General features: G+C 59.3%; 11 protein-coding genes. 7 read left to right on the top strand and 4 right to left on the bottom strand.

Going from position 1 to position 11,846, the window contains the following annotated elements; genetic code table 11:
- Window positions 1-432 precede the first annotated feature (432 nt).
- The 5 genes from CFter6_RS08465 (at window position 433) to CFter6_RS08485 (ending at window position 4,960) form a co-directional block, all read left to right on the top strand.
- Complete coding sequence (locus tag CFter6_RS08465) at window positions 433-1,125, top strand: ABC transporter permease (RefSeq protein WP_061542270.1); 693 nt, start codon at window positions 433-435, stop codon at window positions 1,123-1,125.
- 27 nt (window positions 1,126-1,152) lie between these two features.
- On the top strand, window positions 1,153-2,061 hold the full coding sequence (locus tag CFter6_RS08470; protein ID WP_061539555.1) for a glycine betaine ABC transporter substrate-binding protein: 909 nt from the start codon (window positions 1,153-1,155) through the stop codon (window positions 2,059-2,061).
- A gap of 59 nt (window positions 2,062-2,120) precedes the next feature.
- The gene (locus CFter6_RS08475; protein ID WP_061539556.1) at window positions 2,121-2,774 is read left to right on the top strand and encodes an ABC transporter permease; all 654 of its coding nucleotides are present in this window, start codon (window positions 2,121-2,123) and stop codon (window positions 2,772-2,774) included.
- Complete coding sequence (locus CFter6_RS08480) at window positions 2,771-3,889, top strand: ABC transporter ATP-binding protein (protein WP_061539557.1); 1,119 nt, start codon at window positions 2,771-2,773, stop codon at window positions 3,887-3,889. Before CFter6_RS08475 ends, CFter6_RS08480 begins: the two co-directional genes overlap by 4 nt.
- Before the next feature lie 210 nt (window positions 3,890-4,099).
- Entirely contained in the window at window positions 4,100-4,960 is an 861-nt protein-coding gene (locus tag CFter6_RS08485) for a DMT family transporter (protein WP_061539558.1), read from the top strand.
- Window positions 4,961-5,065: 105 nt separating this feature from the next.
- On the opposite strand, the gene CFter6_RS08490 is transcribed toward CFter6_RS08485, so the two are convergent.
- From CFter6_RS08490 to gloB, 4 genes are all read right to left on the bottom strand, one after another.
- Window positions 5,066-6,478, bottom strand: coding sequence for a DEAD/DEAH box helicase (locus CFter6_RS08490; protein ID WP_061539559.1), 1,413 nt, complete (start codon window positions 6,476-6,478; stop codon window positions 5,066-5,068).
- A gap of 530 nt (window positions 6,479-7,008) precedes the next feature.
- Entirely contained in the window at window positions 7,009-7,791 is a 783-nt protein-coding gene (gene fabI / locus CFter6_RS08495) for an enoyl-ACP reductase FabI (RefSeq protein WP_061539560.1), read from the bottom strand.
- Window positions 7,792-8,000: 209 nt separating this feature from the next.
- A complete protein-coding gene (locus CFter6_RS08500; protein ID WP_061539561.1) occupies window positions 8,001-9,509 on the bottom strand; it encodes a transglycosylase SLT domain-containing protein in 1,509 nt (502 codons plus the stop codon).
- A 214-nt stretch (window positions 9,510-9,723) separates the two neighbouring features.
- A complete protein-coding gene (gene gloB, locus CFter6_RS08505) occupies window positions 9,724-10,524 on the bottom strand; it encodes a hydroxyacylglutathione hydrolase (protein ID WP_061539562.1) in 801 nt (266 codons plus the stop codon).
- Window positions 10,525-10,546: 22 nt separating this feature from the next.
- Between gloB and CFter6_RS08510 the strand changes: the two genes are divergently transcribed.
- Both CFter6_RS08510 and rnhA read left to right on the top strand, forming a co-directional pair.
- Window positions 10,547-11,332: a class I SAM-dependent methyltransferase gene (locus CFter6_RS08510; RefSeq protein ID WP_061539563.1), complete on the top strand. Its 786-nt coding sequence runs from the start codon at window positions 10,547-10,549 to the stop codon at window positions 11,330-11,332.
- A gap of 42 nt (window positions 11,333-11,374) precedes the next feature.
- Window positions 11,375-11,809 (top strand): ribonuclease HI, encoded by a 435-nt coding sequence (rnhA, locus tag CFter6_RS08515; RefSeq protein ID WP_014005453.1) that lies wholly within the window; start codon window positions 11,375-11,377, stop codon window positions 11,807-11,809.
- Window positions 11,810-11,846 lie beyond the last annotated feature (37 nt).

Raw genomic sequence — 11,846 nt, forward strand, 5'->3', positions numbered from 1 at the left:
ATAGCTTTTGCAAATCCCATTACTGGACGTCATCAAGAAAATTGGCTATAATGGCAAACGCTCAACAATATGGTGCCGCCTCAACGGCACCTTTTTGGGTTTCGTGACTCGCGTCAGCGGGTTGTCTCACGCTTCGGCTACGCCGGAGTTTCACCAAAGTCGGGGAATTCCTCGCATTCTTTGCCGCCCCATGCGGCAGTCGGCTTGTTCAATGTCCTCCCCGCGGGAAGACCGGACGAGATCATAAAAAATTGATTTGTATGTCGCGCTGACAGGTTTCGTGTCGTTTCGTGTTTCGCGGTCATGCAATACGCAGCGGAAAAGAAAAACCGTTTGCGCGCCCGCAGGCAAAAAAGCCGGCGTGCCGCACCACGAGTTTTCAGCCGCTGCCTATGCAAGGGAGTAAGCATGACGAATCGCTATCGCAACGCCATGATCGGCGCCGCCGTCACATTGCTGGTGGTGGCTGCCATCGGCTGGTCGATCGGGCCCGCAGTGATCCATCAGTACCAGGGCGACCTGATTTATTACACCGGACGTCACCTGGTCCTGGTCGGCTGGTCGATGTCGCTGGCGCTGCTGTGCGGCATTCCGGCCGGCATCCTGCTCAGTCGTCCTTACTTTTCGCGCCATGCCGAAAAGTGGATGCAGATCTTCAATATCGGCAACACCATTCCCTCCATGGCGGTGCTGGCGCTGGCGCTGGCCCTGTTCGGCATCGGCGACAAGCCGGCTATCCTCGCCTTGTGGCTGGCTTCGCTGCTGCCCATCGTGCGCAATACCTATGAAGGCTTGAAGCAGGTTTCGCCGGCGATGAAAGAGGCGGCCAAGGGCATCGGCATGAAGCCGCTGCAAGTCTTGTTCCGGGTCGAGCTGCCGAATGCCTTGCCGATCATCGTCGGCGGCATCCGCACCGCGCTGGCGATCAATGTCGGCACCGCGCCGCTGTCGATCCTGATCGGCGGCGAGAGCCTGGGCGGCCTGATTTTCCCTGGCATCTACCTGAACAACCACGGCCAGCTGCTGCTGGGCGCCACCGCCACTGCGGTGCTGGCGCTGATGCTGGATGCGATCGTCTCGCTGGGCAGCAATGCCTACCTGAGCAAGCGCGGTTTGCTGCGTTGATCGCCACCTATCTGACAAGGAAACAAAATGCATAAATTCCGTATAACGGCGTTGCTGGCTTTCACGCTCAGCCTGTTCGGCACGGCGCCGGCCAGCGCGGCCGACCTGGTGGTCGGCGGCAAGAACTTCACCGAGCAGTTGATTCTGTCGTCCATGACGCAGCAGTACCTGAACGCCAAAGGCTATGCGGTCGACCTGAAGAACGGCCTCGGCACCACCATCATGCGCCAGGCGCTGGAAAGCGGCCAGATCGATATCGTCTGGGATTACACCGGCACTGCGCTGGTGGTGTACAACAAGATAGACGAGAAGCTGGACCGGGACCAGTCCTATCAGCGGGTCAAGGAACTGGATGCATCGAGGAAGCTGATCTGGCTGCAGCCATCCGAGCTGAACAACACCTATGCATTGGCGGTGCCGCGGCAACGCGCCGAGGAAGAGGGCTTGAACACTATCGAAGACCTGGCGAACAAGATCAGGCAGGCGCGCCAGCAGGATCCCGAAAAAAAATATCTGATGGGGATGGATTTCGAATTCGCTTCGCGGCCCGATGGCCTTGAGCCGCTGCAGGCGCTGTACGGCTTCAGCCTTGACCGCAGCGAAGTGAAGCAGATGGATGCCGGCCTGGTATACACCGCCTTGCATAACGACCAGCTCAATGTCGGCCTGACCTATTCATCCGACGGCCGGGTGCAGGGCTTCAACCTCAAGCTGCTGGAGGATAACAAGGGCTTCTTCGCTTTTTACAGTGCGGTGCCGGTAGTGCGCAAAGAAATCCTGGACGCCAATCCCAAGCTTGCAGAACAGCTGAACGCGCTGTCGGCCAAGATCGATACCGCCAAGATGACCGAGATGAATAAAAAAGTGGATATCGACCAGTTGCCGATAGCCCAGGTCGCCGCGGATTTCCTGCGCGCTGAAGGCTTGACGCAGTGAACGCGCAGTGAATGTGCAGTGAATGTTTAAAGCATTGAACGCTTAATTTAGGACGCCATATGAATTTTTTTGATTACCTGTTGAGCGCCTGGCCCGAAATCCTGCATCTGACGATCCAGCACCTGATGCTGGTGGGGATAGCGGTTGGCCTGGCGATCCTGATCGGCGTGCCGCTCGGCATCGTCATGATTCGCCACCGCTGGCTGGCCAGCCCGATGATGGGCCTGGCGACAGTGATCCTGACCTTGCCCTCGATCGCCTTGTTCGGCTTGATGATCCCGCTGTTTTCCCGCTTCGGCCAGGGACTGGGGCCGCTGCCGGCGATCACCGCGGTATTCCTGTATTCCCTGTTGCCGATCATGCGCAACACCTACCTGGCGCTGGACGGCATCGACCACGGTATCAAGGAAGCCGGGATCGGCATCGGCATGACTTTCTGGCAGCGCCTGCGGCTGGTTGACTTGCCGTTGTCGGTGCCGGTCATCCTGGGCGGCGTCCGCACCGCCGTGGTCATGAACATCGGCGTGATGGCGGTGGCGGCGATCATCGGCGCCGGCGGCCTCGGCGTGCTGATCCTGCATGCCATCAGCCAGAGCAATATGCAAAAACTCGTAGTCGGCGCGGTATTGATCAGCGTACTCGCGATTGTCGCCGACATGCTGCTGCAAGTCCTGCAGCGGCTGCTTACACCGAAAGGAATGCAAAAATCATGATTCAACTCGACCAGCTCAGTAAAGTATTCACGCAAAATGACGGTAATCAGGTCAAGGCAGTGGACCAGGTTAACCTGACGGTTGCCGAAGGAGAGATCTGCGTATTTCTGGGGCCATCCGGCTGCGGCAAGAGCACTACCTTGAAAATGATCAACCGGCTGATCGCGCCGACTTCCGGCCGTGTACTGCTGGATGGCGAAGACACCACCGGCCTGGACGAAGTCAGCCTGCGCCGGAAAATCGGCTACGTGATCCAGCAGGTGGGCTTGTTTCCCAACATGACCATCGAAGAAAACATCACCGTGGTGCCGCGCCTGCTCGGCTGGGACAAGAAGCGCTGCCACGAGCGCGCTACCGAACTGATGGCGATGGTGGCGCTCGATCCCAAGCGTTTCCTGAGCCGTTATCCGCGCGAGATGTCGGGCGGCCAACAGCAGCGCATCGGCGTGATCCGGGCGCTGGCGGCCGATCCTCCGGTATTGCTGATGGACGAGCCGTTCGGCGCGGTCGATCCGATCAACCGCGAATCGATCCAGAATGAATTCTTCCAGATGCAGCGCCAGCTGAACAAGACCGTGATCATGGTCAGCCACGACATCGACGAAGCCATCAAGCTGGGCGACAAGATCGCGATTTTCCGGGCCGGCAAGCTGGTGCAGGTGGATCGCCCGGATACCCTGCTGGCGCGTCCCAAGGACGAGTTCGTCGGCTCCTTCGTCGGCCAGGATGCGACTTTGAAGCGGCTGTTGCTGGTGCGCGCCGGCGATGCCGCCGCCACTTCGGCGACGGTGCTGGAAGACGCCAGCATGGCGACCGCCTATGGCGTGATGGACGATAACGATTACCGTTATGTCACTGTCACCAATGCCGCCAACCACGCGCTCGGCTACGTCGCCAGGCGCGACGCGCGCGGCGGGCAGGGCGCATGCATCGACAAGATGAAGCCGTTCACGGTCAGCGCCGCGCCGGACGAAAACCTGCGCGTGGTGCTGTCCAAGATGTACAAGCACAGCACCAGCTGGATGCCGGTGATCGACCAGGACAACAGCTACCTGGGCGAGGTTACCCAGGACTCGATCGCCGATTACCTGAGTTCCGGCCGCACTCGCGCGTAGGGTGGGCATGTAATGCCCACGCGTGACCTCTGATTCACCTGTGACGCTGGTGCCAGTAACGCGTGGGCAATAAAAACCTGCCCACCCTACAAAAATGTGAGGTTCCTGCTGCAGGCGAAGACCTGGCATACCATTTACAATGTGTGGTTTTGCCAGCCTCATTTCAAAACCCATGATCAGGTACCCAAGGTATTCCCACGGAGCTAGCGCATGACGGCTGGCGTGATTGCTTTGGTATTGTGCGCAGCCTTGCTGCACGCGTCCTGGAACGCCATGCTGAAAAGCAGCGGCGACCGTTTATGGGCCATCACCCTGATGACCATCGGTTCCGCGCTGGCGTCTGTCCCCATCGTACTCTGGGCGCCGCTGCCGGCGCTTGCCAGCTGGCCTTATATCCTGATGTCGGTGGTCCTGCATGCCGGCTATAACCTGTTTTTGGTACGCGCTTACCGGGCTGGCGATTTCGGCCAGTCTTATCCGATTGCGCGCGGTTCCTCGCCATTGCTGGTTTCGCTTGGCGCGGCCTTGTTCGCCGGCGAACAGTTGGGAGTCCTGACGCTGGCCGGGGTGGTGCTGATCTCGGCCGGCATCATCAGCCTGGCGCAAATCAAGTTCAGGCGCGGCAGCAGCGTGGCCGGCAGCCGCCAGTGGGATGCGCCGTTGTCGGCGTTTACCACCGGCGTTTTCATTGCCGGTTATACCATCGTCGATGGCCTCGGTTCGCGCCTGGCCGGCAGCGCCGCATCCTACGCCGGCTGGATGTTTCTCCTCGACGGCTTGCCCTTGCTGGTGATTTACCTGTCGATGCACGGCAGCCTGAGGATTGCCTTGCGCGAGCGCGCAACCTGGAATGCGCTGGGCGGCGGCGCTATGTCGCTGCTGGCGTATGGCATCGTGATCTGGGCGATCACGCTGGCGCCTATGGGGCCGGTTTCAGCCTTGCGCGAAACTTCCGTGCTGTTTGCAGCGCTGATCGCCCGCATGTTCCTGGGCGAGGCGCTGACCTTACGCCGGTTGCTGTCATGCGTGGTGATAGCGCTGGGCGCCGTGATGCTGGGGTGGTCGGCTTGAATTGACGCCGGCGACGAGCCAATAAAAAAGGCCGCTGGAAATTTCCAGCGGCCTTTTTGTTTATTGCGGGGATTGCCAGGCAATCATCACGATCGCCATTGCTGCTTAGCGGTCGCCAAACGAGCGACGGGCGCCGCTGTCGTTCGAACGGTTGCCTTTGTAGCCGCCGCCACCGCCACCGCCGTCTTTGCGTGGTGCGCCTGGCTTGCTGAAAGTACGGCCGCCTGGTTTAGCAGGACCGCCGCGGTTGTCGCCTGGTTTCCAGCCGCCTGGTTTGTGGTTCGAGCGCGGAGCCGAAGCCGAACGCTTTGGTTCGAAACCTTCAACTACATCGACCGGGATCAGTTGCTTGGTGAAACGTTCGATGCGCTTGACGTTGACGCCTTCAGCGTGGTTCACCAGCGAGACTGCAACGCCGTTACGGCCGGCACGACCGGTACGGCCGATACGGTGGACGTAGTCTTCCGGGAATTTCGGCAGATCGTAGTTGAATACGTGGGTGATCGCAGGGACGTCGATACCGCGAGCGGCGACGTCGGTAGCAACCAGCACACGGACTTGGCCGCGACGCAGGCTGTCCAGGGTGCGGTTACGCGCGCCTTGGTGCATGTCGCCATGCAGGGCAGCAGCAGCGAAACCGGCGATGTTCAGGCGGTCGGCGATAGTGTCGGCATCACGCTTGGTAGCAGTAAACACAACTGCCTGGTCCATGGTGACGTCGCGCAGCAGGTGGTCCAGCAGGCGATTCTTGTGCGACAGATCGTCGACGAAGTGAACCTTCTGTTGGATGTTTTCGTGCTTGGTGGCGGAACCGGCGATCTGGATGATCATCGGGTTCTTGGTGATGCGTTTTGCCATGTTGCCGACAACGCCGTCCAGCGTGGCCGAGAACAGCATGGTCTGGCGCGATTCAGGCGTAGCGTCAACGATTTTTTCGATGTCGTCGATGAAACCCATGTCCAGCATGCGGTCAGCTTCGTCCAGCACCAGGATCTGCAGTTGCGAGAAATCGATCTTGCCCGATTCCATGTGGTCGATCAGGCGGCCAGGCGTAGCAACCAGGATTTCCGGGTTCTTGGCCAGCAATTGCATCTGTTTAGGGTAAGGCATGCCGCCCAGGATCGAGATCGCCTTGACGCGCTTCATGTGCGAACCGTACTTGTCGGTTGCAGTAGTTACTTGCAAAGCCAGTTCGCGGGTCGGTGTCAGGACCAGCATCTTTGGCTGTGCCGGCTTGAAGCGTGGACGCTCGCCGCGTGAACGGGAGGCTTGCATTTCTTGATTCGGAGTCTTGCCTGCGGCGGCCGGAGCAACTTGTTGCTCGGAGGCGAATTTGTGCAGCGCAGGCAGCATGAATGCTGCGGTCTTGCCGGAGCCGGTTTGCGAGGAAACCAGCAGGTCACGGCCTTCGATGGCAGCAGGGATGGCTTGTTCTTGAACGCTTGTCGGTTTTGTGTAGCCAGCTTCGGTCAGTGCTTTGATAACGGACGTGTGGAGGCCTAGTGATTCAAAAGTCATTTTTTTCTTTCGTAAAGTGCAGCGTCATGAACTACAGCCATCGACCATGCGATGAATGCAGCGAACGCAAAAAAGCAACGCCAACCAACGAAATGACTAAGAAACAAATACAAAGAAATTTCGGCACAAAAGCTTTGCGCCGGGACGGTGTCAGGATCGACACACAAGGCGGGAGGGCTTTTACAATGCGATGTCCCAATTTGAGGCCAGGACACGCTTAGGCTTGCGCAGCTACTTATTGTTTTTTACAGCGCCGCCGGATCCGGGACCTGGCAACTTGCTGTCTGCGTTCGTTATTGCAACGCAGCACAGAATAATACAATACTTTTACAATCGGCGCACCTTATTCATGCGATTGCCGCAAATTAGCCCTGGTTTGCGGCTGCACCGTTGTTTGTGGCGCATTTTCAGGTGTCGAGGGTTGAGATACAAACAACTATTTTCAGTTTGGCAATAATGCCTTTTGGAGAGTTGTAAAAAAACGCCCAGCTATGCCGGGCGCTTTAAGCATACCGCGGCCGCTCGCCGGATTATTCGGCGATGCCGCCCACTACTTGCGAGAAACCGCCGTCGACATAGGTGATTTCACCGGTAATGCCGCTGGACAGGTCCGACAGCAGGAAGGCGGCGGCATTGCCGACGTCTTCAACCGTCACATTGCGGCGCAGCGGTGCGTGCTCGGCGACAAAACCCAGGATCTTGCCGAAACCCTTGATGCCGCTGGCGGCCAGGGTCTTGATCGGGCCGGCCGAAATGCCGTTCACGCGCACGCCCTTGGGACCCAGCGAACCGGCCAGGTAACGCACGCTGGCTTCCAGCGAGGCCTTGGCCAGGCCCATTGTGTTGTAGTTGGGGACCACGCGCTCCGAACCCAGGTAGGTCAGCGTCAGCAGCGCCGAATTCGGGCGCAGCATCGGCAGCGCGGCTTTTGCCATCGCCGGGAAGCTATAGGCGGAAATGTCGTGCGCGATCTTGAAGCCTTCGCGCGACAAGCCGTCGAGGAAATCGCCGGCGATCGCGTCGGCAGGAGCGAAGCCGATGGCGTGCACCAGGCCGTCCAGGTGGTCCCAGGATTTGCCGAGGTCGGCGAACAGGGCGTTGATTTGCTCGTCGCTGCCGACGTCGCAGTCAAAAATCAGTTCGCTGTCGAATTCCTTGGCGAAATTGGTGATGCGCTCCTTGAAGCGCTCGCCTACATAGGTGAACGCCAGCTCGGCACCTTCGCGCTTGCAAGCTTGGGCGATGCCGTAAGCGATCGAACGGTTGGATAGCAAGCCGGTGATCAGGATTTTTTTGCCTTGCAGGAATGCCATATTGACTCCAGATGTGCGCGCCATTGATGCTGCGGGCGCTGGGTGTGATTCTTGTTGAACAGGGCAAGATTGTAGGGGTTAGCCGCGCTCACGGCAACTCTGGCAGTTTTACCAGTAATCATGCATTTTTGATATCGGATCCGGATTTAAAAAAAGACCCATACGCACCAGGCGACTGGGTCTTTCTGATCCGGCGTTGCGGAAATATATCAGCCGCGCGCCCCGCGAGAGGAAGCCAGGACCACCGGCTTGGTGTTCTTTTTAGCCGCCACCTTGTTCTTGCTGCTGCGCGCTGTGCTTGCGGTAGCCTTGTGGTAGCGCACGTTGCCGGCTTTCCTGCTGCCGGAGTTCGACGCCACCATCCGGTTCGGCACTTGCAGCTGCAGGCTTTGGCCGCGGCTGACGCCGTCGCGGTGCAAGCCGTTCCAGGCTTTCACCTGCGCCACGCTGACGCGATAGCGCGAGGCGATCGAAGCCAGGGTGTCGCGCTTGCCGACCTTGACATAGATGCGGCGGGTTTCGGGAGCGTCCGGGGTGACTGCCATGGTGGCGTTGTCAGCCACTTCGGCGGTGATGTCGCTGCTGGAGGCTTCGGTTTTCGGCACCAGGATGGTGGAGCCGGCCTTGAGCAGCATGCGCGGCGGAATGTGGTTCACTTCGCGGATGATGGCCGGCGTCGTGTCGAAGCGGGCGGCGATGGTTTCAATCCGTTCGCGGGCGCTGCTGACGGTATGCGAGGTCCAGGAAGAAAGCGTCTGGGTCCATTTGGTCAGGTTGTTCTTGAATTTCTCTGCATTGCTTTCAGGCAGCAGGATCTTGGTGTCGCTGCTGCCGATGATCACAGGGCGGTTGAACTGCGGGTTGAGGGCCTTGAATTCATCCAGCGACAGTTCCGCCAGCTGGGCGGCTACCTTGACGTCGATGTCGCGGGTCTTGCCGATGGTGACAAAATAAGGCTGGTTGTCCACCTTGGGCAAGGCGATGTTGTACATCTCCGGCGCTGCAATGATGTTCTTGACTGCCTGCAGCTTGGGAACGTAATTGCGGGTTTCCGCCGGCATCAGCGGCGCCAGGCTGTTGAAGTCGATCGGCAGGCCGGCTGCCTGGTTCTTGTTGATGGCGCGCTGCACCGAGCCTTCGCCCCAGTTATAGGCAGCCAAAGCCAGTTGCCAGTCGCCGAACATGCCGTACAGTTTTTGCAGGTAAGTCAGGGCGGCGTCGGTAGAGGCCAGGACGTCGCGGCGATCATCCTTGAACATGTTCTGCTTGAGATTGTAGTCGCGCCCGGTAGCCGGCACGAACTGCCACATGCCGGCTGCCTTGGCGCTGGAATAGGCTTGCGGGTTGAACGCCGATTCGATGAACGGCAGCAAAGCCAGTTCGGTCGGCATGCCGCGCTTTTCCAGTTCCTGCACTACGTGGAACAGGTAGCGCGAGGCGCGCACCGTGGTGCGTTCGAAATATTCCGGGCGGGCGCTGTAAAAATCGGTCTGGCTGACTACCTGCTGGTTGTCCAGGTCAGGGATGCCGAAACCCTTGCGGATGCGCGCCCAGATATCGACCTGTTCCATGCCGAGCATGCCGGCGCTGGGGTCGTTCGGGTCGATCAGGCTGAAAGTGGGGGTATAGATGGAAATGTCGTTGGCCTGGGCCAAGAGCGGAGTGCCGAAAAAAGCGAGCGCGGCAAAAGCGAAAGTCTTGAGTTTTAGCTGGTACATGGGTTCAATTTATGTAACCGGGATGTAATCAACCGGTAATAATGGATTAGACGCAGTGTACGTAAGGCGGTTTTCTCCCGTCAAGCAAAAATTGCACTGTTACATGAGATAAGTGATTGATTTATCAGGTATTACTTTTAATAAATCGATATGCGGAGACTATCTAACCAACAATCACAATAAATGACGTTGATAGGTCTCCCGGCCAGCCGGATCACTTGAAATTGTTTTTCCATTCGCGCAGGGCGGCGAATGCCTCCACCGGATCGGATTGCCGGCCGTCGATGCGGCCGCTGGCCTGCAGGCTGGCGAGGATGGCCGGCTGCCGGTAACGCAGGAAGGGGTTGGTGGCGATTTCCAGGGCGATGGTCGACGGCACGGTCGCTTGCTGGCGGGCGCGTTTGGCCTGTTCGCTGGCCATGCGGGCGACCAGGTCCGGATTGTCCGGTTCCACCGCCAGCGCAAAGCGCAGGTTGGCGACGGTGTATTCGTGGGCGCAATACACCTGGGTGTCTCCCGGCAAGCTGCTCAGCTTGCCCAGCGAATCGACCATCTGCGCCGGGCTGCCTTCGAACAGGCGGCCGCAACCGCCGGCAAACAGCGTGTCGCCGCAAAACAGCCAGGGCTGGCCATGCGCCACATAGGCAATGTGGCCACTGGTGTGGCCCGGCACTTCCAGCACCGACAAGGTCAGTCCCAGTTGCGGGACGACGGCGGTATCGCCTTCGCTGAGCTTCTGGCTGACGCCGGCGATGTCTTCGCCGGCAGGGCCGAATACCGGGATGTCGAAGTGCCGCAGCAAAGTTTGTACGCCGCCGACATGGTCAGCATGGTGATGTGTCAGTAAAATAGCGACAAGTATCAGGTCGTGGGCAGCGAGCGCGGCCAGGATCGGCTGGGCATCGCCGGGATCGACCACCGCCGCATGGCGGCCATCGTGAATCAGCCAGAGATAATTGTCGTTGAATGCCGGCACCGCCAATACGCTTAACGACTTATTGAATGGTTCTCTCATTGATTTATCAATTAAGGCAGGCATGGCAAATCCGTCGTCAGAAAAGTCCATTATAGCGCTCGGCCCCTGGCTGCAGACGCCCACCGGCAGTTACATGCTGGAGTGGGAGCAGGCGCGCCTGGACGCGATGACGGCGGATATCTTCGGCTTCAACGCGATGCAGATCGGCGTGCCGCAAATCAAGTCCCTGCAAGCGAACCGCATGCGCCACAAATGGCTGACGGACAGCCGCCTGCCGGCAGCGGGCGAAGCGCAATCCGGCGTGGTGGTGACCCACGATTTTGCCGAACTGCCGTTTGCCTCGCAAAGCCTGGACCTGGTGGTGTTGCCGCATGTGCTCGAGTTCGCCGCCGAGCCGCACCAGATCTTGCGCGAGGTCGAACGGGTGCTGATTCCGGAAGGGCAGGTTATCATCACCGGTTTTAATCCGGCCAGTTTGTGGGGCATCAGGCAAACCGCGGGCCGCATGTCGGGCGTGCATTTCCTGCCGCAGAACGCCGAGTTCATCAGCCTGCTACGCCTGAAAGACTGGCTGAAGCTGCTGAACATGGAAGTCAACCGCGGCCACTTCGGCTGCTACGCGCCGCCGTATACCAGCAGCAAGTGGCTGCATCGCTTCGCCTTCATGGAAAAGGCCGGCAACCGTTGGTGGCCATATTTCGGCGCGGTATATATCGTGCAGGCGATCAAGCGGGTGAAGGGCATGCACCTGGTCGGCCCGGCTTTCAGCAAACAGCTGATCAAGGCAGCGCGCGGCGTGCCGGCCACCAACAAGATACACAAGACGGACCGCAACGGCGCTGAGTAGTCAGGGCAGGGGTCTCACATATAACAAGCAGCGAAAGACAGTATGGACAAAGTAGAGATATATGCCGATGGCGCCTGCAAGGGCAATCCCGGCACCGGCGGCTGGGGTGCGCTATTGGTGGCGGATGGCAAGGAAAAGGAATTGTTTGGCGGCGAACGCAATACAACCAACAATCGGATGGAGCTGAAAGCGGTGATCGAGGCCTTGACCGCCCTGACTCGTCCCTGCGAGGTGACGGTGTATACCGACAGCCAGTATGTGCAAAAAGGGATCAGCGAATGGATCCACGGCTGGAAAGCGCGCGGCTGGAAAACCGCGGCGCGCGAACCCGTGAAAAACGTCGACCTGTGGCAGGCGCTAGACGCCGCCCAGGCCCAGCACAAGATCGAATGGAAATGGGTCCGGGGCCATGCCGGCCACGTCGGCAACGAGCGCGCCGACCAGCTCGCCAACCGCGGCGTGACCACGGTTGTATAACACCGCCACGGCCGCATTGGCTGCGGCGCGCTATTAT

This window comes from Collimonas fungivorans (assembly GCF_001584145.1).
In the GTDB taxonomy this organism is placed as follows: domain Bacteria; phylum Pseudomonadota; class Gammaproteobacteria; order Burkholderiales; family Burkholderiaceae_D; genus Collimonas; species Collimonas fungivorans.

Excerpts from the sequence above, each read along its gene's own strand:
- fabI (WP_061539560.1), bottom strand. The coding sequence starts at position 7,791 with ATGGCATTCCTGCAAGGCAAAAAAATCCTGATCACCGGCTTGCTATCC.
- gloB (WP_061539562.1), bottom strand. The coding sequence starts at position 10,524 with ATGAGAGAACCATTCAATAAGTCGTTAAGCGTATTGGCGGTGCCGGCA.
- CFter6_RS08500 (WP_061539561.1), bottom strand. The coding sequence starts at position 9,509 with ATGTACCAGCTAAAACTCAAGACTTTCGCTTTTGCCGCGCTCGCTTTT.
- rnhA (WP_014005453.1), top strand. The coding sequence starts at position 11,375 with ATGGACAAAGTAGAGATATATGCCGATGGCGCCTGCAAGGGCAATCCC.
- CFter6_RS08475 (WP_061539556.1), top strand. The coding sequence starts at position 2,121 with ATGAATTTTTTTGATTACCTGTTGAGCGCCTGGCCCGAAATCCTGCAT.
- CFter6_RS08480 (WP_061539557.1), top strand. The coding sequence starts at position 2,771 with ATGATTCAACTCGACCAGCTCAGTAAAGTATTCACGCAAAATGACGGT.
- CFter6_RS08490 (WP_061539559.1), bottom strand. The coding sequence starts at position 6,478 with ATGACTTTTGAATCACTAGGCCTCCACACGTCCGTTATCAAAGCACTG.
- CFter6_RS08485 (WP_061539558.1), top strand. The coding sequence starts at position 4,100 with ATGACGGCTGGCGTGATTGCTTTGGTATTGTGCGCAGCCTTGCTGCAC.
- CFter6_RS08470 (WP_061539555.1), top strand. The coding sequence starts at position 1,153 with ATGCATAAATTCCGTATAACGGCGTTGCTGGCTTTCACGCTCAGCCTG.
- CFter6_RS08465 (WP_061542270.1), top strand. The coding sequence starts at position 433 with ATGATCGGCGCCGCCGTCACATTGCTGGTGGTGGCTGCCATCGGCTGG.
- CFter6_RS08510 (WP_061539563.1), top strand. The coding sequence starts at position 10,547 with ATGGCAAATCCGTCGTCAGAAAAGTCCATTATAGCGCTCGGCCCCTGG.